The sequence below is a fragment of the Spirillospora sp. NPDC052242 genome, from assembly GCF_040679555.1.
Lineage (GTDB): Bacteria > Actinomycetota > Actinomycetes > Streptosporangiales > Streptosporangiaceae > Spirillospora.
On record NZ_JBFAUZ010000008.1, the window covers coordinates 144,790 to 165,549 of the forward strand.

The following is a 20,760-nucleotide window of genomic DNA, read 5'->3' on the forward strand; positions in this document are numbered from 1 at the left end:
TTCTAGAATCCCTTTCTAGGATGGCGTCTAGAAGCGGACGAGGACCGCGGTCGCGTCGTCGTACCGCTTGCCCCGCCCGGCGGCGTCCGCCGGTTGCGCCGCCTCCGCCTCGCGCGTCCGCCGGACCAGTTCGGCGGGCCCCTCCTCGTCCAGGAGCCGGACCAGCCCCGCCCAGGTCAGCCGCCCGAACCGCTCCACCAGGCGGGACGCGCCGTCGCTCAGCACCGCCGCCCGGCGCAGCCCCCGCAGCGGCACCCGTCCGGTCCGCGCCTCGTACGCCGCCTCCGGTTTCGTGCTCGCGACCCAGAACCCGCCGGGGCTGTTGCGCGCCGCCCGCACCGCCGCGCGCGTGTAACTCGGCAGCCGGTCGATGCGGTCGTCCCGGCAGACGACGGTCCCGGCGGACGTCTCGAACACGATCGGGGAGTCGGCGAGGACGAGCCAGTCGACGGCGTCCGCGCGGCGGCGCAGCACCGAGACCGTCGCCGACGGGCTGTCCGGGTCGCCGAGGTCGCACGTGCCGGCGTGCGCCTCCCCCGTCACCTTGATCGCCTCGGCCACCAGGTCGGGCAGCGGCTCGCCGGCCTCGGCCGCCAGGCCCGCCGCGATCCGGCCGCCGATCCGCCGCACCAGCCACGCCGGGTCGTGCCGGCAGCCGCCGTCCACGCCCGGCGGCGCCGTCGCGCCGTCCAGCAGCACCACCCACCCGGGCCCGGCCGCGACGAAGTCCTCGTTCTCCCGGCCCGGCGTCGCCTCGCTCGCATAGCTCACCTGCACGGGTCCAGATCTACCCGCACGGCCGTCCGTCCGGGGCCGGCGGCCACCGAAACCTCACCTCCGGGGGCCCTCCGGGCGTCCGCGGCCGTGCCGGTGTCCCGCACTTTCGGACCGTCCTCTCGGAGGTTTTCCCGCACGAAAGGCAGCCACTTTACCGGAGGGATGAGAATTTGCCCTATACCTTTTGCGAGCGGCCATATAACCGTCCAGCCATATGACGAGGTGAACATAGTGGATCCGCATTTAGGTATTAGCCGGTGATATCGCTCACGTGCATCCTCGTCAGGTATAACTCGACCGGAAGGCCCAGGTGATGGACATCGACCGCCGGCAAGCGGCACGCCGCGTCTCATGGGCGGCCTTCATCGGCACCACCATCGAGTGGTACGACTTCTTCCTCTACGGAACGGCCGCCGCGCTCGTCTTCAGCAAGCAGTTCTTCCCCACGATGGACCCCGTCGCCGGCTCCATCGCCTCCTTCGGCACGATGACCGTCGGATTCCTCGCCCGCCCCCTCGGCGGCGTCATCTTCGGCCATTTCGGCGACCGCATCGGACGGCGCAACACGCTCGTCGTCTCGCTGCTGATCATGGGCATCGGGACCGCGCTGATCGGCCTGCTCCCGACCTACGACACGCTCGGCATCTGGGCCGCGGTCCTCCTGGTCGTCCTCCGCATCGCCCAGGGCATCGGCCTCGGCGGCGAGCTGGGCGGCGCCGTCGTCCTCACCATGGAGCACGCGCCCCGCGGACGGCGCGGCCTGTTCGGCGCCTTCCCGATGATGGGGACGCCCGCCGGGATGATGTGCGCGAACGCCGTCTTCCTCGGCACCTCGGCCCTGCTCGGCGACGCCGCGTTCCAGTCGTGGGGCTGGCGGGTGCCGTTCCTGCTCAGCCTCGTCCTCGTCGGCGTCGGCCTGTACCTGCGGCTCCGCATCGAGGAGAGCCCCGACTACGAGGGGCTCGTCGAGCGCCGCAAGCCCGCGAAGCTGCCCGTCGCGCTCGTTCTGCGCGACCACTGGCGCTCGGTCGTCCACACCATCTGCGTCATCATCGGCAACAGCGCCGTCGCGTACATCTTCATGGTCTACGCCCTGTCCTACGGCGAGGACAACGTCGCCCTCGACCGCGACTACCTGCTGATGTGCGTCATCGGCGGCTCCGCCCTCTGGCTCGTCACCGCCCCGCTCTGGGCGCACTGGACCGACCGGTTCGGCATGCGGGCCGTGTTCACCGGGGGCTCGGTCGTCCTCCTGGTCGGCGCCGTCGCGATCCTCCCGGTGATCAACACGGGCAACCTCGTGCTGATCGCGGTGTTCATGGTCGCGATGGGCGCCGTCCTGTCGATGAGCCACGCCCCGCAGGGCACCCTCACCGCGAGCTTCTTCCCCGTCGCCATCCGGTACTCCGGCACCTCGGTCGCCTACCAGCTCGCGTCCCTGCTCGGCGGCGGCATCACCCCGCTCGTCGCCGAGTCGCTGTTCGCCTCCACCGGCACCTCCCTGGCGATCACCGGCTACCTCACGGTGATCGCCGCGATCAGCCTCGCCGCCGCGCTCGTCATCCCCCGCGACCACGCCCGCGCGGAGGACGAGCCGCGCAAGGCCGCCGTCGCGACCTGACCGTCACGCCGGGGACGGCACCGCGCGCGTGCCCACGAGGTCCGGATCGTCCGCGTAGAACCGGACGCTCCGGACCTCGACCCGCTTCCCGAGCGGGCGCACCGCGACGATCGGCTCCGTCAGCTCGACCAGCACGTTCGTCTGCGACGCGACCGCCACCGCGAGGCGCCCCTCCGACACACGCACCAGCCCCTCCTCGTTGTAGTTCCGGACCGTCCGCACCGAGGCGATCTTCTCCCGCGGGATCCGCAGGTCGAAGAACGCCCCGTACCGCACGCGCACCTCCTCGTCCGTCACCACGTGCGGGCGCGTGACGCACGCCGCGATGACCGCCAGCACGATCAGCACCGAGTACAGGTCCACGAGCAGGACGACCAGCCTCAGGGCCTCGGGTGCGCCCACCGCCCGCAGCAGCAGCTCCACCGCGACCAGCTCGATCACCATCGCCGTCAGGAACGCGAGCTGCATCGCCGTCTGCCCCTTCGAATACGAGACGCCCACCCCGCCCGCGGGCACCCCGTGCCGCCGCCGCGCCACGAACATGACCAGGCTGACCAGCCCGTCCTTGTCGAACGCCATGATCCGGCGCACCTGCTCGGGCACGATCGTCCGGTACGTGAGCCGCGCCGCCGCCGCACGTCCCGCACCGTCCCGGCGCGCCCCCCGGTACAGCCGGAACGCGACCGTCCCCTCCAGCGCCAGCGTCGCGAGCACGAACGCCTCGCCCGCCACCACCACCCCGTGGGGCAGCGCCACCCCCGACACCACCAGCGCCAGCAGGACGACCTCGAACGGGACCATCGCGAACAGCACGCCCCTCGAGACCCTCAGCATCGCCGCACCCGCCGCAGCACCTCCGCCTGCGCGGGCGTCATCCCGTCGAGGTACGGCGCGTCCTCACCCTGCTCGGCGAAGGCCCGCACCAGATCCTCCGGCAGCAGCGCCGCGAGGTCGGCCGCCACCTGCGGGATGCGCGGATCGTCCACGTCGGCGTCCGCCAGCTCGTCCATCCGCGCGTACAGCTCCCGCACCCGCACGGCCGTCTCCGGCTCCGCCAGCGGACGCAGCGTCGCCAGGAGCCACTCGCGGCCCTCCTCGTCCGCCGCCGTGTCGACGAGGGCGAGCATCCCCCGGTCGAGTTCCGCGAACTTCGAGTCCCCGCCCGTGACGTCCCGCAGGACGCCCGCCACCTCGGGCGACACCGCCGAGTCGGGGTTCAGCTCCCCCTCCTCAAGCAGCAGCGCCAGCCGCGCCCGTCGCGCCCGGATCGCCGCCTCCTGCCGCGCCAGGTCGTCGTCGAGTTCCCGCAGCACCTCCCGCAGGTCGCGGCCCCGATCGTCCGCGAGCACGTCCCGGACCTCGTCCAGCGACATCCCCAGCTCGACCAGCCGCCGCACCCGCGCCAGCAGCACCGCGTCCCGCATCCGGTACTCGCGGTACCCGTTCGACAGCCGCTCCGGCTCCGGCAGCAGCCCCTGCGCGTGGTAGTGCCGCACCGTCCGGGTGGACACCCCCACCAGCGTCGCGATCTCTCCGATTCGCATACGGCCATTGAAAACGTTGACGCCGCGTCAAGGTCAAGCCACGTCGCCGACGACCGACACCGGCTGCGCCGGCCCCGCCTCGACCGCCTCCGCCACCCGCCGCGCCGCCTCCCCCGGATCCACCCGATCCGTGTGGACCACGAGGTTGAACACCGGGTCCTCGAGCCCCAGCAGCTCCCGCCGCGTCCCGTCCCACACCCCGAGGACGACCCGCGCGTCGGCGTCGCCGCGCCGCTGCGCCCGCAGCCCGCACACCTCCCGCGGCGCCCACAGCAGCACGCTCGTCCACCCGAAGAACGGCACCGCGAACTTCAACCGCCGCAGATCCTCCACCTCGACCAGCCGCGCCACCGGGACGTCCCCCGCATCGGCGACCGCGTCCATGTCCCGCCGGTCGACCACGGCCTCCCCGCGAAGCTCGACCGCGACCCGCCCCGCCGCCCGCAGCGCGTCGAGCTCCCCCGGCGCGAGCCCGCCCGCCGCCGTCTCCGGCAGCCGCACGAACCGCTCGTCCAGGCGGAACAGCTCCTCCGCGACCGTCGACTTCCCCACCGCCGCGGGCCCGCAGAGGATCACTCCACGTCTCATCCCTCCGACCCTACGCACACGCACCCCAAGCGACGACAGATCGCCCCCAACGCCCGCCATCGCCTACACGAACCTCAATCCCACCAGCTGACGACGGCCAGACGACGTTCGGCGGCGGCGCGGCAGAAATACCGGAGCCCGGTGAAACGTGACGCGGGCCAGTTGCAACGTGATCGCCATGCGAGCAGCCTGCCGGCAGGCGGCCCCAGCCCGGCGCGTCCACCCGCAGGTGCAGCACCCCGCCGCCGTCCGGGAACACGGCCGGGCCGCCGAGCCGGACGGGGAACGGGGGGGTGGCCCCGGCGATGGCCTCGATCAGCTCGAGACAGCGGCGATCGTCCGAGAGACCCGCGCCGCCCTTGATCGAGACATGCGGCCGGGACCGCATCGGCCGCCGCGCCCACCCCGCGTGCCGCTCGCGGAAACGCTCGATGCGGGCGCTCAACCCCTGCGGCAGCGGCAGGTTCAGCGCGTGATCACCCGGCGAGGGCGGCACGCGGGATCAGCCTTCGACGATGGCGTGCACGGCCGGGCGCAGCACGTCCACGACGTCCTCGGGCGCCGCGTCGCGCAGGCCGTCCAGATCGAGCAGTTCGCGCCCGACGACGACGCCGAGGGTGATCGCGCCGACCAGCGCGGCGCGCAGGGCCGCGTCGTCCGCGGGGATCGCGTCGGCGACCTGCCGCTGCCGCCCGGTGATCGCCGCACGCACCTCCCGTCCGGCCTCGGGATGGGTGAGCATCGAGCGGAGCATCGCCACCGTGCCCGACCGATCGCCCCGCAGCTTGTCGCCCAGCGACGCCAGGAGCAGCTCGGCGACGTCCTCGGCGGGCCCCGCGACCGGCTCGTCCGGCGACAGCTCCGCGACGCGCGCGAACAACCGCTCCTTGGACCCGAAGTAGCGCATCACCAGGCCGGGATCGGTGCCCGCCGCGGCGGCGACGGCGCGGATCGTCGTGCGGTCGTAGCCCGAACGTCCGAACAGGTCGCGCGCGGCGTCCAGGATGCGCGCCTCGGTCCGCCGCCGGCGCTCGGCCCGCGACACCCGCGTCGGTTCGTCCGCCATGCGATTCAGTCTACACACGTTGACCCACCAGAGGAGCGGCGGCTAACCTTTAGTCAACACACGTAGACCGAAACGGGAAGGCCATGCACGACACCGATCCCGTCGCCGTCCTCGAACGCGCGCAGCGCCTGTTCCTCGCCAAGGACCTCGACGGATTCGCCGACATGTTCGCCGAGGACGGCACCCACGAACTCCCCTTCGCGCCCCCCGGAGTGCCGAAGTACCTCCAGGGCCGCGAACGCATCCGGCAGTACCTCATTTCGATCACCGCGACCCCGCTCGAACTGACCGGCTTCGACGACCTCACCGTCCACCGCACCCAGGATGCGGACACGCTCATCGCCGAGTACACCGCCCGCGGACGCGTCGTCCGCACCGGCAAGCCCTACGCGATGCCGTACATCCAGCTGCTCAAGACCAGGGACGGCGAGATCCTCACGTGGCGCGACTACTGGAGCCCCCTCGCCGGCGTCCAGGCCCTTGGCGTCCGCGCCCTCCTCCCCACCGCACTCCGCACGGCGAAATCGTCCTGGCAGCGCCGCTTCACGCCCTGAAGTGCTCGACCAGCCGCGAATAGCCGTCGCCCCCGTGGCCTTGACCGAGGGCGCGCGCGACGAGCGTCCGCGTGTACTCCGGCAGTTCGTCGTCGATGCCGCGCGCGCGGCTCTCCCGGACCACATCGTCGACCGACGGCAGGTGGTGGCGCAGCGCCCCGAACGGCACCGCGTGCTCCCCCGCGTCGACCGCGCCCGCGATCGACGGCAGGAAGGACATCAGCGCGGACATCGACGGGCGCGCGTGCCCCAGAAACCGCTCGGCCTCGATGCCCGCATCGGCCAGGAGAGCGGCGGCGTGGAGGAACCCGTTCAGCAGGCCCCACATCGTGTCGTGCACGGCCATCCCGTACAGGACGGCCGCGCCCGGCTCGGCCGAGACCCAGGTCCCGCGACCGCCGAGAGCCCGCAGCACCGGCCGAAGCCGCTCGTGAACCGGCTCGTCCCCGCCGTAGAACACCACCGCGTCCTCGTGGCCCACACCGGGCGCGATCGTCATGATCTGCCCGTGCAGGTGCTCCGCACCCCCGTCGCGGACCCGCTCGGCCACGGCCGTCACCTCCGCGGACGTCCCGTCCGTCAGGTTCAGCACCGTGCGGCCCCGGAGCGCGTCGCCCGCGTCGTCCAGCAGCCCGAGGACGGTCGCGTTGCCCTTCACGCTCACGACGACGAGCTCCCCTGCGAGCACCGCGTCCCGAACCGTCTCCGCGTTCCGTGCGCCCTTGGCCGCCAAGGCGTCCCCTTTACCGGGCGTCCGATTCCACACGGTGACCGGATGGCCCCGTCCGAGAAAGGCGTCCGCGATCGCCGACCCCATCTCGCCGAGGCCGATCACCGTCACCCCGATCGATGCGCCGTCCATGGCGTCCTCCTGTCCGCTCGCGCCCGATCCGGTGATCGGGCGACCGGGACCGACGCTAAAACCTCAACCAATATTGATGTCAACGCGGCCAGCGAATCTGAACGGTCATCGGCGGAGGCCATCCGGCGTGCTCGGCGCATCCCTCTCAGCGCATGCGCCCAAGCCTCCGATGGAGTGAACACCGGTCATGACCAGGGACTCAGGCCCACGCACTCCGGATTCACTCGTAACGCGGGCGCAGTGACTCCCGCTCGGTCTCGGTGTCGATCGTCGAGACGACTTCGACGGCCGGTCAGAGCGTCTCGCCGTAGTGGTCTCCCTGCGGCACAGCGCCAGATTTCGGCACGCCTTCGGCACGGACGGCCGGAGGCGATCGCCGGCGGCCGGGCGAGCATGCCAACGGCCCCCGACCATCGGTGCTGGTCAGGGGCCGTTTAGGCTGGGGTGGCGGGTCCAGGATTCGAACCTGGGTAGGCTAAGCCGACGGATTTACAGTCCGCTCCCATTGGCCACTCGGGCAACCCGCCGTGGTGTGTCGCGCTCGGCGACGGCACTGGAAAGAATAGCGGACGGGGCGAGTGGACGTGACATCGGTGGTGGGGGAGGCGCGCGGGGGGCAGCCGCTACCCTGCGCTTGAGCTGTGTTGACGTGGTGAGGTCTGTGGTGAGTTCAGGAACGATCTTCAGTTTCGACAATGTGCGGGGGTACGGGTTCATCGTGCCGGACGGGGGCGGCGAGGACGTGTTCGTGCACGCCAACGACCTGCTGGACGACAAGAGCCTGTTCACGCCCGGGACGGCGGTGGAGTTCGAGATCGCGCAGGGGGAGCGGGGGCCGAAGGCGTTCGCGGTGCGGGCGCTCGACGAGCCTCGGCCGCCCGAGCGCGCGCCGGTGCGGCGGACGGCCGAGTCGTTCGACGACGATGTGCTGTGCGACGTCCTGTCGTCGCGGGAGCTGGGGCACGAGATCACCGATGTGCTGCTGGCGAAGGTTCCGGAGCTGACGGGCGGGCAGATCGTGAAGATCCGCGAGAGCCTGCTGGCGGTCGCGCAGAAGCACGGGTGGACCGAGGACTGAGCGGAAGGTCGATACGCTTCGTCGACGTGTTAGTCGCTGGTGAGGGGACGTCTGATGGCCGACAGTAGTTTCGACGTGGTCTCGAAGTTGGACCGCCAGGAGGTCGACAACGCGCTGAACCAGGCCGCGAAGGAGGTGGCCAACAGGTTCGACTTCCGGAACGTGGACGCGGGGATCAAGTGGTCCGGGGAGACCATCGAGATCCAGGCGAACACCGAGGAGCGCGCGAACGCCGTTCTGGACGTGCTGAAGGAGAAGCTCGTGAAGCGGAGCATCTCGCTGAAGGCGATCGATCCGGGCGAGCCGAAGCCGTCGGGGAAGCTGTACAAGATCGGCGTCGGGCTGAAGGAGGGCATCTCCCAGGAGGACGCCAAGAAGATCGGCAAGATCATCCGGGATGAGGGCCCGAAGGGCGTGAAGGCGCAGATCCAGGGGGACGAGCTGCGGGTCAGCTCGAAGAAGAAGGACGACCTGCAGGAGGTCATCTCCCTGCTGAAGGGCAAGGACCTCGACGTCGCCCTCCAGTTCGTCAACTACCGCTGACGTTCGAGAGCGCGCCGCCCGTCTCCCCCGCAGAGACGGCCGGCGCGCTCTCGTTTTCTATGACGCCGGCGGGTGCGGGATTGTTCGCGCGAGTCAGCGGGCCATGCGTTCGAGGCGGGCGATCCGGTCGGCGGTCGGGGGGTGGGTGGAGAACAGCCTGCCGATGCCCGCGCCCCGGAACGGGTTCGCGATCATGAGGGAGCTGGTCGTCGCGAGTTCGGGGTCCTGGGGCAGCGGCATCGCGCGGGTGCCGGCCTCGATCTTGCGGAGGGCGGAGGCGAGGGCGAGGGGGTCGCCGGTGATGCGGGCCCCGGCGGCGTCGGCGGCGTACTCGCGGGTTCGGCTGATCGCCATCTGCACGACGGCGGCCGCGACGGGTCCGAGGACGAGCATGAGGAGGGCCCCGAGGATGCCGGGGCCGTCGTCGTCCTCGGAGCGCCCGAGCGGCAGGAAGATCGCGAGGTGCGACAGGTAGGTGATCACGGTCGCGATGGCGGCGGCGACCGAGGAGATCAGGATGTCGCGGTTGTAGACGTGCGAGAGTTCGTGCCCGAGGACGGCGCGGAGTTCGCGTTCGTCCAGCATGCGGAGGATGCCGCGGGTGCAGCAGACGGCGGCGTTGCGGGGGTTGCGGCCGGTGGCGAACGCGTTGGGCTGCATGGTCTCGGAGACGTACAGGCGCGGCATGGGCTGCCGCTGGGAGGTCGCGAGTTCGCGGACGAGCCGGTACAGGACGGGCGCTTCGACCTCGCCGACGGGATGGGCGCGCATGGAGCGCAGCGCGATCCGGTCGCTGAAGAAGTAGGCGACGCCGTTGGTGCCGAGCGCGATGACCAGGGCGATCGTGAGCCCGGTGCCTCCGCCGATCGTCCAGCCGACGGCGAGCATCAAGGCCGACAGCGCAGCGATGAGTGCCGCGGTTTTGATGCCGTTGAACTGCACTTTCCCGAAGCCTCCCCGTTTGCTCCACCCAAGAACGAAACGGGGTGACCTGGCGAAACGTTCCCGTCAGCTCGCGGCGGTCACCGTCTGCAGGATGACCTGCGGCGCGACGGACAGGACGAGCGCGCCCGCGGCGGTCGCGGCGACGGCGAAGCGCACGGGCAGGCCGGGGACGGTTTCGGGGGCGGGCCCGGTGGGCGCGGTGAACAGGCGGGCGGCCCAGAGCAGGTAGTAGTAGAGCCCGACGACGGTGTTGATCGCCATGACGACGGCGAGCCAGACGACGTCGCCGGCGACGACGCCGCGGAACACGACGACCTTCGCGAACAGTCCCATGACGCCCGGGGGGAGCCCGGCGAGGCAGATGAGGAAGAAGGCGAGGGCGGCGGCGGTGGCGGGGGCGGGGGCGCGGCGGGCGAGCCCGCGGAAGTCGTCCAAGGTGTCGATCGGCTGGGACGTCTCGTCGGTGCGGCGGCGGAAGCCGGTGACGACGGCGAACGCGCCGAGGTTCATGACGGCGTAGAACGCGACGTAGGCGGTGGTGGCGGCGACGGCCTCGGGCAGGTGGTCGGTGCCGACGGCGAGGGGCGCCAGCATGTACCCGGACTGCGCGACCGACGACCAGGCCAGCAGGCGGATCGCGGTGCGCTGGCGGAGCGCGACGAGGTTGCCGAGCGTCATCGTGACGGCGGCGAGGACGGCGACGAGGGGCCCCCACACGTGCGCGTAGGCGGGGAGGCCGAGGGACAGGACGATCGCGAGCCCGGCGAATCCGGCGGCCTTCGACACGACGGACAGGAACGCGGCGACGGGGAGCGGCGCCCCCTGGTAGACGTCCGGGGCCCAGAAGTGGAACGGGACCGCGGCGACCTTGAAGCCGAAGCCCGCGAGGACGAGGACGATGCCGGCGGCCGCGACCGCGTCGAGTTCGGCGGGGAGCGTCTCGAGGGCGGGGGCGATGCGGTCGAGGTGCATCGCGCCGGTCGCGCCGTAGAGGAGGCTGACGCCGAACAGCATGATCGCGGCGGAGACGACGGAGACGAGGAAGAGCTTGAGGGCCGCCTCGGAGGCGGTGCCGTCGTAGCGGCGGAGCCCGACGAGCGCGAAGACGGGGAGCGAGAGGGTTTCGAGGGCGACGACCAGCAGGATCAGGTCGCGGGCGGCGACGAGGGTGAGGGCGCCGACGACGGCGGCCAGCAGGAGGAAGTGGTACTCCCCCGCCGGGACCTTCGCGTCGGCGATCTGCTGGACGGACAGCAGGACGACGACGGCGGCGCCGAGCAGGACGATCCCCTGGAAGGCGAGCGTGAAGTCGTCGGCGACGTACGAGCAGGACGCGGGCCCGTCGCCGCGCAGGCCGTCCGGGAGGCAGAACGTGGCGCGGCGGTCGCCGGGGCCGAGCGCGAGAACGGCGCCGAACGCGGCGAGGAGGGACGCGCCGGACAGCGCCCCGAGGACGCGCCGGGGGACGCCGAACGCGTCGCCGAGCAGCAGCCCGACGGCGGCGATCGCGATGATCAGCGGCGGGGCGACGGCCGCGTAGTCGATGCTCTGGATCATCAGCCGCCTCCGAGCAGGGCCCGCACGGGGGCGGTCGTCACGTCCAGCAGGGTCTTCGGCCACAGCCCGATGAGCAGGGTCAGCGCGACCAGGGGGATCCAGGCGGCGTACTCCTGGACGGTGACGGCGGCGGGGGCGCGCGGGGGTGCGGCGGGGTCCGGGCGGCCGTGGGTGATCGTGGAGAGCATGCGCAGGAAGTAGGCGGCGGTGAGGACGGCGCCGAGCGCGGCGACCGCCAGGAAGATCAGGAACGCGGTGCGGGGCAGGTCGGGGGCGGGCCGGTACGCGCCCATGAGGGCCATCATCTCGCCCCAGAACCCGGCGAGCCCGGGCAGGCCGAGGGACGCGACGGACGCGAACGTCAGGACGGACGCGAGCCGCGGGGCGGTCGCGAGCATCCCGCCGCCCAGGGCGTCCAGGTCGTAGGTTCCCCAGCGTTCCTTGACCGCGCCGGCGAGGAAGAACAGCAGGCCGGTGATGAGGCCGTGCGCGATGTTGCCGAACAGCGCCGCGTTCACCCCGACGGGCGTCAGCGTCGCGATGCCGAGCAGCACGAAGCCCATGTGCCCGACCGACGAGTAGGCGATCATCCGTTTGAGGTCGCGCTGGCCGAGGCAGGCGAGGGCGCCGTAGACGATGCCGATCACGGCGAGGAGCGCGAGCCACGGCGCCCAGAACGCGGCGCCGTCGGGGGCGAGCGGGACGGCGACGCGAACGAGCCCGTAGGTGCCCATCTTCAGCAGCACCCCGGCGAGCAGGACGGACCCGACGGTCGGGGCCTCGGTGTGCGCGTCGGGCAGCCAGGTGTGCAGCGGCCACATCGGCGCCTTCACCGCGAACCCGAGCCCCATCAGCGCGAACGCCGTCACCTGCATGCCGTGGGTCAGGCCGGAGCCGTGCCGCGCGGCCAGCTCGGTCATGTCGAGCGTCCCGGCGTCGACGGCGACCAGCAGCATCCCGGCGAGGAGCAGCCCGGAGCCGAGGAGGGTGTAGAGGACGAACTTGTACGCGGCGGCGCGGCGCCCCGGCCCGCCCCACAGCATGATCACCGCGTACATCGGGATCAGCACGACCTCGAAGAACACGAAGAACAGGACGAGGTCGAGGGACGTGAAGGTGCCGAGGAGCCCGACCTCCAGGACGAGCAGCAGCGCGGTCAGCAGCCGCACGTCGCCGCCGTCCGGGACGTGCCGGAGCAGGTGCAGGAAGCACAGGAAGGTGAGCAGGGCGGTGAGGGCGACGAGCGGGAGGGAGATCCCGTCGACGCCCAGGTGGAACCGCAGCCCGATCGCGGGGGCCCATTCCCGGTCGATCCCGAGCTGGACGGCGGACGGGTCGGCGTAGTCGAACGCGTTGAGCGCGGCGACCGCGACGAGGAGCGTCGCGCCGGACGCGAACGTCCCGAACCGGCGGACGGCGAGGCCGCTCGCGAGGAACCGGTCGCGCGGCAGGAGCAGCGCGAGCGCCCCGCAGAGCGGGATCGCCATCATCACGACGAAGATCACTGGAAGATCACCACCACGGCCGCGATGACGACGACGCCCGCGAGCAGGCCCGTCAGGTACGTCTGCGGGTTGCCGTTCTGCGGGAGGCGCAGGGGCCCGGCGATCCGGCGCGCCGACCGTCCGGTCGCGACGACGGCGGCGTCGACGCCGCGCGCGTCCGCCGTGAGGACGAGGCGCGCGAGCGCCCGGACGGGCCGCACGATGGCCGCCGCGTACAGCTCGTCCACGTAGAAGGCGCGCGCGAAGACCGGACGGACGCGCCCGAGCGCGCGCGCCGGGTCGAGTGCGGGATCGCGGTTCCAGATGAGGAACGCGGCTCCCGCACCGAGCGCGGTCAAGAGGAGCCCGAGGAGCGCGGGGCCGACGTGCGGCCGCAGTTCGTCCGCGCCGAGCCCGAAGAACCCGAGGACCGCCGCCGGGACGGCGAGCGCCGCGACCGTCCACGACATGATCTTCGACGGCTCGCGGGCGTCGTGCGTCCCGCGCGGCTCACCGAAGAACGTCATCAGCCAGGTGCGGGTCGCGTAGGCGGCGGTGAGGGCGATGGTGAGGAGCAGCCCCAGGTAGACGAGCCAGGCGACCCCGGTGGGGATGGTCTGGCCGTAGGTCGGTTCGAGCGTGGTGCCGGGGCTTATCGGCGCGTAGGCGAACCAGCCGCCTTCACCCGGGTGGCTCTCCATAGGACGGACGACGGCCATGAGGCCCGGTCCGCGCGCCTCGTCGTACAGGGTCCCGCCGTGGAGGGCGGAGTGCTGGGCGGCCTCGATGACCGAGTCCTTGCTGAACCAGCCGGACAGGGGCGGGACGCCCGCGAGCGCGCCGAGCCCGATCGTCATCGACCAGAACGTGATCGGCATGCCGTGCCGGAGGCCGCCGTAGCGGGCGAGCATGTTCGTTCCGGTCGTGACGATGACGCACCCGGCGGCGAGGAACAGCAGCGCCTTGAACGCGCCGTGCGACAGCAGGTGGAAGATCGCCGGGGTGTGCGCGCCGACGGCGAGGCCGGCGGCCATCACGCCGAGCTGGCTGATCGTGGAGTACGCGAGGACGCGCTTGAGGTCGTCCTGCGCGAGGGCCGCGAGCGCCGCCCCGACCATGGAGACGACGGCCAGGACGCCGAGGACGGCCAGTGCCGCCGGGGCCGCCGCGAACACGCCGAACAGCCGCGCGACGACGTACACGCCCGCCGCGACCATCGTCGCGGCGTGGATCAGCGCGCTGATCGGCGTCGGACCGGCCATCGCGTCCGGCAGCCAGGTGTGCAGCGGGAACTGGGCGCTCTTGCCGACGACGCCCGCGAGGAGCAGCAGCGCGGCGACGGTGACGGTCGTGTCCGGGAGGCCGCCCGCGAACCGCAGGACGTCGTCGATCGCGAACGATCCGGCGCCGACCCCCAGGACGATGATGCCGACGAGGAAGCCCGCGTCGCCGAGCCGGGTCGTCAGGAACGCCTTGACGGCCGCCCGCGAGTACTCCCGCTCCTCCCAGTGGTGGCCGATCAGGAAGTACGAGCAGACGCCCATGACCTCCCAGCCGACGTACAGGACGATCAGGTCGGCGGCGAAGACGACGAGCAGCATCGCCGACGTGAACAGCGACACGAAGGCGGCGTACGAGGAGTAGCGGCGGTCGCCGTCGAGGTAGACGACCGAGTACACCTGGACGGCGAGCGCGACGCAGCACACCATCAGCGCGACGACGGCCGACAGCCCGTCCACCTGCAGCGCGACCCGGATCGGGACGGTGCCGGTGTCGACGACGGTGAGCCCGCCGGTGCGGGTCCCGGGGTCGCGCCAGACGGTGAACGCGACGATCGCCGCGAGGACGAGCGACACCGCCGCCGGGACGCACGCGATCAGCGCGGGGCCGTTGCGCAGCGGCGACCGCGGGGGCGTGCCGCCGCGCAGCGCGCGGGTGAGGCGGGGGCCGAGGAGGAATCCGGCGAGGGCGGCGGCGAACGGGAGGAGGACGGTCAGGGACGCGAGGGCGATCACCGTGCGGCCTCCTCGTCCCGGGCCGGGCTCGCGGGACGATCCGGACGTTCGTCCGTCCGGTCCTCGGCGAGGTCGCGGAGGCGGTCGACGTCGATCATGCGGCGGTTCCGGTAGACCAGCAGGACGATCGCGAGCCCGATGCCGATCTCCGCCGCCGCGATCACGATCGTGAACAGGGTGAGGACCTGGCCGCCGTGCAGCCGGTCCTGGAGCCACACGTCGAACGTGACGAGGTTCAGGTTCACGGCGTTCAGCATCAGCTCGACCGACATCAGGACGAGGATCGCGTTCCGCCGCGCCAGCACCCCGTACACGCCGATCGAGAACAGGAGGGCCGCGACGACCGTGGGGTAGGCGAGGTGCATCAGCGCTCGCCCTCCCGCTCGCCGTCCGGCGCGGCCTCCGGCTCGCCGTCCCGCTCGGCCTCCGGCTCGCCGTCCGGCTCGGGCTTCGTGCGGTCGGTCTTCGCCCGGTCGGGCTTCGTGCGGACGTCCGAGCGGGACAGGACGATCGCGCCGACGAGGGACGCGAGCAGCAGCACCGACAGCACCTCGAACGGCAGCACCCACGTGCGGAACACCGCCGAGCCGAGCTCCTCGGCCGAGCCGCCGCCGGCGCGCAGCGGCATCCGCTCGTCGCCGAAGCCCATGACGAGGACGGTGACCAGGACGGCGGCGGTCGCGGCGGCCACGGCGGCGGCGACCCACCGGTTCGGGGAGTCGAGGTCGGCGGACTCGCCGATCGGCGCGCGGGTCAGCATGATCCCGAACAGCAGCAGCACGACGATCGCGCCGACGTAGATCAGCACCTGCACCCACGCGACGAACTCCGCCGTCAGCACCAGGTAGCCGCCGGCGAGCGCGCCGAACGACACGACCAGCCACAGTGCCGCGTGGACGAGCTGACGCGTCGTCACCACGAGCAGCGCGGAGCCGACGGCGACGACGCCGAGCAGCGCGAAGACGACCTCCTGGCCGGTCACCGCGCGTCCCCCGGGGGCCCGCCGGAGGTGCGGGCGGCGCGGGCGGCGGCCTTCTCCGCCGCGGCCAGCTCCTTCGGGTCCTCGGCGGCCGGATCGGGGGCCTGCGGCGGCGGGACCGTCCACATCCACTCCCGCAGCCGTTCCTTCTCGTGCGTCAGCTCGGCGATGTCGTACTCGGCGTACTCGAACTCCGGCGACCAGAACAGCGCGTCGAACGGGCACACCTCGACGCAGATGCCGCAGTACATGCACAGCGCGAAGTCGATGGCGAACCGGTCGAGGACGTTCCGTGTGCGCGCGCGCCCGCCGCCCTCGGCCGGGAGCGTCTCCTTGTGGGAGTCGATGTAGATGCACCAGTCCGGACACTCGCGGGCGCAGAGCATGCAGACCGTGCAGTTCTCCTCGAACAGCGCGATGACGCCCCGGCTGCGCGGTGGCAGATCCGGCTGCACTTCCGGATACTGGCGCGTGATGGAACGCCGCGTCATCGTCCGCAACGTGACGGCCAGCCCCTTGGCCAGCCCGCCTCCTGGTAGCCGTCCCACGGCCCCATGATTGCGCACTGCGGGGCGCGGGGGAACGCGACGGCGGCCGCGTTCGTCGTACGAGACGTGGGACCGCCGGTCCGTACCGCGATCGGCCTGCGGCGAGGAGGTCAGGTGAGCCACGCGAACGGCCCCGAGAAAGCAGGACCCGGCCGGCCCGGGGACGCGCCGCACGCGCCGCCGCGCGCCCCGCGCCCGCCGCACCCGCCCCGGGCGCCGCAGGCGCCGCGCGTCCCGCACGGCGGTCCGCCCCGCCCGTACGGGTCGCCGCCGTGGCGCGCGCCGCACCCGCCGGCGGCGCCGCTGCCGCCACCGCCGCCCGTCCCCGTCGTGGCCCCGGCCGTGTCGAGCGGGGTCGGCTGGGCGCTCGTCCCGCTGCTCACCTTCGGGTACGGGACGCCGTTCTCGTTCATGTACGCCGCGATCAAGCGGGGCTCGTGGGGGATGGGCGCCGCCGCCACCGGCTACGGCGCCGGGCTGATGGTCTCGATGGCGTCGTTCGGGTTCGACAGCCTGCTGCTCAGCGCGATCGGCTCGTTCCTGATGATGCTGCTGTGGATCGGCGGCACCGGGCACGCGTTCGCGGCGCGGTCGAAGGTGTTCCCGAAGGAGCCGCCGCGCAACCTCGCGAACGAGCACGCCATCGAGGTCGCCAAGTTCCGGCGGACGCTGCGCGAGGAGGCCCGGGAGCTCGCCGCGCGCGACCCGGCGCTCGCGCGCGAGCTGCGCATCGGCCGTCCGGACGAGCCGCGCACCTACGACGACGGCGGCCTCGTCGACGTCAACCACGCCCCGCCGAACATCATCGCGGCGCTGCCCGGCATGACGCCCGAGCTGGCCGAACGGGTCGTCCGGCGGCGGGCGGAGACGGGCCCGTTCATCTCCGTCGAGGAGATGGTCGTGGACGCCGACCTGCCGCCCGACGTCCTCCCCCAGCTCGCCGACTTCACGATCTTCCTGCCGTAACGTCCGACCCGTCCGGTAGAACCGGTCTCCGAACCCGCTCCCGTTCCCGGAGGCCGACGTGCCCGACGCGCCCGAAACCGACTCGCGCGACGAAGAAGAGGGGCTGCCGCACAGCTGCTACCTGCTGGAGTTCTCGGTGTCGCCCGGCGGCGCCCGGCAGGGGCACGTGCACGCCGCGCCGACGCTCGACCTCCTCCGGGAGAGCTTCGAGTCCCTCGGCGGCGGCGTCGACGACTACCTGGTGATGCTGTACGGCGCCGTCCTGCACGCGTGGGTCGTCCAGGAGGGCGAGATCGTCCAGGGCGTCGACCTGCACCCCTTCCTGCGGACGGGCGACGAGCGCTGCGACGCGGCGCTCGCCCGCGTGCTCGCCCTGCGGGCCGACGACCTCGACGACCTCGACGAGGATGAGGACGGCGACGAGGAGACCGGCGAGGACGACGGGGCCGGGCGCGTCGCCGCGCGGATCATGGACCCCTACGACTTCGACCCGGAGCGGTCCCTGCCGCTGCTGGCGCACGCGTTCGACCTGCACGACCGGGGCCGGGCGGGCGACGCCGCCGCCCGCGCCGAGCTCGACCGGATCCTCGCGGACGCCGAGGCCGGGAAGGCGCCGTCGTCGCACGGCGGCGTCACCGTCGACGGGCTCGCCCTCGACTGGGACGCGCTCGCCGGCGCCCTGCCGCCGCTGCGGGAGCCGGTGCTCGCGACGAAATGGCTGGACGTCCGCTGGGCCGACGGCGTGCGGCGGCCCGCGGAAACGTACCTGGAACCATGGGGCGACGGGCCGCTCGACCCGCTGCACGTCGGGCTCAACGACCTCGAAGGCGGCGACGACGAGTACCTCTAGAGGGCGACCTTGAGGACGCCGGTGAGCGCGAGCTGCGCGAGGGACAGCGGCACGAGCCACGCCCAGGCGAGCTTCTGCAGCTGGTCCTCGCGCATCCGGGGGTTCGCGACGCGCAGCCAGATGACGCAGAACGCGAGCGCGGCGACCTTCAGCGTCGTCCACAACCAGCCCAGCTCGGTGTTCAGGAACGGGCCCTTCCACCCGCCGAGGAACAGGACGGTCGTGAGCGCGCAGAGCACGACGATCCCGGCGTACTCGGCGAGGATGAACAGCGCGAACCGGAGGCCGCCGTACTCGGTGTACGGGCCGAAGATGATCTCCGAGTCGGCGACCGGCATGTCGAACGGGGGGCGGCGCAGCTCGGCGAGGCCCGCGACGAAGAACACGACCGCGCCGACCGCCTGCCACGGCAGCCACCACCAGCGCCACTCCTCCACGACGCCCTGCAGCGACAGCGTCCCGGCCGCCATCGCCACCGACGACGCCGCGAACACCATCGGCAGCTCGTACGACATCAGCTGCGCCGCGACGCGCATCCCGCCGAGCAGCGAGTACTTGTTCGCCGACGCCCAGCCCGCCATGATCGCGCCGATCACGCCGACGCCCATCACCGCCAGCGCGAAGAACACGCCGACGCCGAGGTCGAGCGCGACCTGACCGCCCGGCCCGACCGGGATCACGAGCAGCACCAGCAGGTACGGGACGAGCGCGACGCCCGGCGCGAGCTTGAACACCCACCGGTCCGCCGCCAGCGGGACCACGTCCTCCTTCTGCGCGAACTTCACGCCGTCCGCGACGAGCTGCGCCCACCCGTGGAAGCGGCCCGCGTACATGGGGCCGAGGCGGCTCTGCATGTGGGCCATGACCTTGTGCTCGGCCTGCCCCACCAGGAGCGGCAGGACCGCGAACGCGGCCGCGACGAGCGCGAGCTTGACGACGACCTCAAGCATCCGGGTCCCTCTCCGGCGGACGGGCGGCGCGCTCGTCCGGACGGGCGGCCGGACGGGCGGCCGGACGGGCGGCGCGTTCGGCCGCCTCCGCCCACGGGCCCGCGTCGGGGATCCCGGGCGGACGGACGCGGCGGCGGCTCGGCGCCCCGTGTCCCGATTCGCCCGGTTCCTTCGCGCCCGGCCACGGTTTCGCGACGCGCGCCGCGAGCACGAAGTCCTTGCGCAGCGGATGCCCCTCGAAGCCGTCCGGCAGGAGGAGCGGGACGAGGTGCGGGTGCCCCTCGAACGCGATGCCGAACATCTCGAACGTCTCGCGCTCGTGCCACGCCGCGCCCCGGTACACGGCCGTCGCGGTCGGCAGCACCGGCTCGTCCCGGGGGACCCGCGTGCGGACGAGCAGGTGGTGGCGGCGCTCGAGCGAGTACACGTGCACGACGACGGCGAAGCCGTCCTCCAGCTCGTCGACGCCGGTCAGCCAGTCGAAGAAGCCGCAGGCCAGGTCGTCGCGGGCGAACGTCAGCGCGTCGATCCACAGCTCGGGCGGGACGCCGACGGCGAGGCCGCCGTGCGTCTCCTCGGTGCTGACCTCGTCGCCGAACCGCCCGCGCCACGCGGACTCGAGCCCGGCGGGCCCGTCCGCGGTCACCGGTCGCGCCCGATCTCGTCGTCGTGTCCGATCTCGTCGTGCCCGATCTCGTCGTGGCCGATCTCGTCGTGGTCGATCTCGTAGTGGCCGCCGTCGGACAGCCCGGGGATGATCGTCGGGTCGTGGTCGCGCAGGTCCCGGGCGCGCCGCCCGGGGAGGCCGAACCGCGGCGGGTCGTCCGCGAGCGCCTGCACCGGCAGCGTCTCGTCCCCGTCGGGGTTCTCGACGGGCAGGACCGGGACCGTCTCGTCCCCGTCCGGCGTGCGCCCGATGGGACCGGACGGGCGGGCCGGTTCGCCGACGGGCGCCACCGGGATCGTCTCGTCCGCGGGTCCCGGGGCCGGCGGGGCGTCGTCGAGGGACGGGACGGGCTGCGTCCGGACGTCGGCCGCCTGCACGGCCTCGACGTCGGACGGCCCGAGCGGCCGCTCGTCGTACTCGGGGACGTCGCGCGCCTCGTCGTCGTCCTCCGGCGGCGGCGCGACGACCGCGCGCGCCCCGTCCTCCGGCGGCTCGGGCACGGGTGCCGACGGCTCGGGTTCGGGTGCGGGCGGGGGCTGGAGGGGGCGGCGCAGGACGGTCGGGGACAGCGGGCGCGGCGGGGGCGGGGGCGTCACCGGGTCGCCGTCGTACCGGTCGCCCAGCGTCTCGCCCGCGATCCGCTCCTGCAGGTGGACGATGCCGTGCAGCAGGGCCTCGGGACGCGGCGGGCACCCCGGCACGTACACGTCCACGGGGATGATCTGGTCGACGCCCTTGGTGACGCTGTAGGAGTCCCAGTAGGGGCCGCCGCAGTTGGAGCACGCCCCGAACGAGATGACGTACTTCGGTTCGGGCATCTGCTCGTACAGGCGCCGGACGGCGGGGGCCATCTTGTCGGTGACCGTGCCGGACACGACCATGAGGTCGGCCTGCCGGGGGCCGGGCGCGAACGGGATGACGCCGAGGCGCATGAAGTCGTGCCGGCTCATCGAGGTGGCGATGAACTCGATCGCGCAGCAGGCGAGACCGAAGTTGAACACCCACAGGGAGTACCGGCGCCCCCAGTTGAGCACGAACTTGATCGGCTTGGGGGCGATCCGCGACAGCGGCCCCACGCCCGGCGACGGTAGATCGACGGTGCCCGCGCGCTCGGCGCCCGCGCGCCCGGTGCCCTTGCCCTCAGTGCCCACGCCCTCATTGTTACA

23 protein-coding genes and 1 tRNA gene are annotated in these 20,760 nt (G+C 72.7%); 6 read left to right on the plus strand and 18 right to left on the minus strand.

The window, feature by feature from the left end:
- Positions 1–27 precede the first annotated feature (27 nt).
- Positions 28–777, minus strand: coding sequence for a protein phosphatase 2C domain-containing protein (locus AB0L25_RS09155; RefSeq protein WP_500170176.1), 750 nt, complete (start codon positions 775–777; stop codon positions 28–30).
- A gap of 313 nt (positions 778–1,090) precedes the next feature.
- Between AB0L25_RS09155 and AB0L25_RS09160 the strand changes: the two genes are divergently transcribed.
- Complete coding sequence (locus AB0L25_RS09160) at positions 1,091–2,398, plus strand: MFS transporter (protein WP_500170178.1); 1,308 nt, start codon at positions 1,091–1,093, stop codon at positions 2,396–2,398.
- A 3-nt stretch (positions 2,399–2,401) separates the two neighbouring features.
- Here AB0L25_RS09160 and AB0L25_RS09165 read toward each other — a convergent pair whose 3' ends face one another.
- Genes AB0L25_RS09165 through AB0L25_RS09185 form a run of 5 tightly spaced genes read right to left on the minus strand, consistent with a single transcriptional unit; the run spans position 2,402 to position 5,596 of the window.
- Positions 2,402–3,232, minus strand: coding sequence for a hypothetical protein (locus AB0L25_RS09165; protein WP_500170180.1), 831 nt, complete (start codon positions 3,230–3,232; stop codon positions 2,402–2,404).
- Positions 3,226–3,942: a MerR family transcriptional regulator gene (locus tag AB0L25_RS09170; RefSeq protein ID WP_500170182.1), complete on the minus strand. Its 717-nt coding sequence runs from the start codon at positions 3,940–3,942 to the stop codon at positions 3,226–3,228. Before AB0L25_RS09170 ends, AB0L25_RS09165 begins: the two co-directional genes overlap by 7 nt.
- Positions 3,943–3,975: 33 nt before the next feature.
- Positions 3,976–4,530 carry a DEAD/DEAH box helicase family protein gene (locus tag AB0L25_RS09175; protein ID WP_500170184.1) on the minus strand — a complete coding sequence of 185 codons (555 nt, stop codon included), beginning with the start codon at positions 4,528–4,530 and terminating at the stop codon, positions 3,976–3,978.
- A gap of 10 nt (positions 4,531–4,540) precedes the next feature.
- Entirely contained in the window at positions 4,541–5,026 is a 486-nt protein-coding gene (locus tag AB0L25_RS09180; protein ID WP_500170186.1) for a 2'-5' RNA ligase family protein, read from the minus strand.
- A gap of 6 nt (positions 5,027–5,032) precedes the next feature.
- Positions 5,033–5,596, minus strand: a complete 564-nt coding sequence (locus tag AB0L25_RS09185) for a TetR/AcrR family transcriptional regulator (protein ID WP_500170188.1) — start codon at positions 5,594–5,596, stop codon at positions 5,033–5,035.
- Positions 5,597–5,679: 83 nt separating this feature from the next.
- Here AB0L25_RS09185 and AB0L25_RS09190 point away from each other — a divergent pair, with 83 nt between their 5' ends.
- Positions 5,680–6,150: a nuclear transport factor 2 family protein gene (locus AB0L25_RS09190; protein ID WP_500170190.1), complete on the plus strand. Its 471-nt coding sequence runs from the start codon at positions 5,680–5,682 to the stop codon at positions 6,148–6,150.
- Here AB0L25_RS09190 and AB0L25_RS09195 read toward each other — a convergent pair.
- Both AB0L25_RS09195 and AB0L25_RS09200 read right to left on the minus strand, forming a co-directional pair.
- Positions 6,140–7,012 carry an NAD(P)-dependent oxidoreductase gene (locus AB0L25_RS09195; RefSeq protein ID WP_500170192.1) on the minus strand — a complete coding sequence of 291 codons (873 nt, stop codon included), beginning with the start codon at positions 7,010–7,012 and terminating at the stop codon, positions 6,140–6,142. The genes AB0L25_RS09190 and AB0L25_RS09195 overlap by 11 nt on opposite strands.
- 445 nt (positions 7,013–7,457) lie before the next feature.
- Positions 7,458–7,539 (minus strand) — tRNA-Tyr (locus AB0L25_RS09200).
- 137 nt (positions 7,540–7,676) lie between these two features.
- Between AB0L25_RS09200 and AB0L25_RS09205 the strand changes: the two genes are divergently transcribed.
- Positions 7,677–8,090, plus strand: coding sequence for a cold-shock protein (locus AB0L25_RS09205; RefSeq protein ID WP_500170194.1), 414 nt, complete (start codon positions 7,677–7,679; stop codon positions 8,088–8,090).
- A gap of 54 nt (positions 8,091–8,144) precedes the next feature.
- Positions 8,145–8,633 carry a YajQ family cyclic di-GMP-binding protein gene (locus AB0L25_RS09210; RefSeq protein WP_500170196.1) on the plus strand — a complete coding sequence of 163 codons (489 nt, stop codon included), beginning with the start codon at positions 8,145–8,147 and terminating at the stop codon, positions 8,631–8,633.
- Between the two features lie 93 nt (positions 8,634–8,726).
- Here AB0L25_RS09210 and htpX read toward each other — a convergent pair whose 3' ends face one another.
- The 7 genes from htpX to AB0L25_RS09245 all read right to left on the minus strand — a co-directional run bounded on the left by htpX (position 8,727) and on the right by AB0L25_RS09245 (position 16,068).
- On the minus strand, positions 8,727–9,575 hold the full coding sequence (htpX, locus tag AB0L25_RS09215; protein ID WP_500170197.1) for a zinc metalloprotease HtpX: 849 nt from the start codon (positions 9,573–9,575) through the stop codon (positions 8,727–8,729).
- Positions 9,576–9,641: 66 nt separating this feature from the next.
- Positions 9,642–11,135, minus strand: a complete 1,494-nt coding sequence (locus AB0L25_RS09220; RefSeq protein ID WP_500170199.1) for an NADH-quinone oxidoreductase subunit N — start codon at positions 11,133–11,135, stop codon at positions 9,642–9,644.
- Positions 11,135–12,640, minus strand: a complete 1,506-nt coding sequence (locus tag AB0L25_RS09225; protein ID WP_500170201.1) for a complex I subunit 4 family protein — start codon at positions 12,638–12,640, stop codon at positions 11,135–11,137. Before AB0L25_RS09225 ends, AB0L25_RS09220 begins: the two co-directional genes overlap by 1 nt.
- Positions 12,637–14,634, minus strand: coding sequence for an NADH-quinone oxidoreductase subunit 5 family protein (locus AB0L25_RS09230; RefSeq protein WP_500170203.1), 1,998 nt, complete (start codon positions 14,632–14,634; stop codon positions 12,637–12,639). Before AB0L25_RS09230 ends, AB0L25_RS09225 begins: the two co-directional genes overlap by 4 nt.
- Entirely contained in the window at positions 14,631–14,999 is a 369-nt protein-coding gene (gene nuoK / locus AB0L25_RS09235; RefSeq protein WP_500170205.1) for an NADH-quinone oxidoreductase subunit NuoK, read from the minus strand. The genes AB0L25_RS09230 and nuoK overlap by 4 nt, the downstream gene beginning before the upstream one ends.
- On the minus strand, positions 14,999–15,616 hold the full coding sequence (locus AB0L25_RS09240) for an NADH-quinone oxidoreductase subunit J family protein (protein WP_500170206.1): 618 nt from the start codon (positions 15,614–15,616) through the stop codon (positions 14,999–15,001). Before AB0L25_RS09240 ends, nuoK begins: the two co-directional genes overlap by 1 nt.
- Entirely contained in the window at positions 15,613–16,068 is a 456-nt protein-coding gene (locus AB0L25_RS09245) for a 4Fe-4S binding protein (RefSeq protein WP_500170208.1), read from the minus strand. The genes AB0L25_RS09240 and AB0L25_RS09245 overlap by 4 nt, the downstream gene beginning before the upstream one ends.
- Positions 16,069–16,275: 207 nt before the next feature.
- Here AB0L25_RS09245 and AB0L25_RS09250 point away from each other — a divergent pair, with 207 nt between their 5' ends.
- Together AB0L25_RS09250 and AB0L25_RS09255 are read left to right on the plus strand one after the other, a co-directional pair.
- Positions 16,276–17,127 (plus strand): ComEA family DNA-binding protein, encoded by an 852-nt coding sequence (locus tag AB0L25_RS09250; RefSeq protein WP_500170209.1) that lies wholly within the window; start codon positions 16,276–16,278, stop codon positions 17,125–17,127.
- Between the two features lie 58 nt (positions 17,128–17,185).
- Positions 17,186–17,977: a hypothetical protein gene (locus AB0L25_RS09255; protein WP_500170211.1), complete on the plus strand. Its 792-nt coding sequence runs from the start codon at positions 17,186–17,188 to the stop codon at positions 17,975–17,977.
- On the opposite strand, the gene AB0L25_RS09260 is transcribed toward AB0L25_RS09255, so the two are convergent.
- The 3 genes from AB0L25_RS09260 to AB0L25_RS09270 are packed head-to-tail and all read right to left on the minus strand — an operon-like array spanning position 17,974 to position 20,745.
- A complete protein-coding gene (locus AB0L25_RS09260; RefSeq protein ID WP_500170213.1) occupies positions 17,974–18,927 on the minus strand; it encodes a complex I subunit 1/NuoH family protein in 954 nt (317 codons plus the stop codon). The two genes, AB0L25_RS09255 and AB0L25_RS09260, sit on opposite strands and share 4 nt — an antisense overlap.
- Positions 18,920–19,573, minus strand: coding sequence for an NADH-quinone oxidoreductase subunit C (locus tag AB0L25_RS09265; protein ID WP_500170215.1), 654 nt, complete (start codon positions 19,571–19,573; stop codon positions 18,920–18,922). The genes AB0L25_RS09260 and AB0L25_RS09265 overlap by 8 nt, the downstream gene beginning before the upstream one ends.
- Entirely contained in the window at positions 19,570–20,745 is a 1,176-nt protein-coding gene (locus AB0L25_RS09270; RefSeq protein ID WP_500170217.1) for an NADH-quinone oxidoreductase subunit B, read from the minus strand. Before AB0L25_RS09270 ends, AB0L25_RS09265 begins: the two co-directional genes overlap by 4 nt.
- Positions 20,746–20,760: the final 15 nt, after the last annotated feature.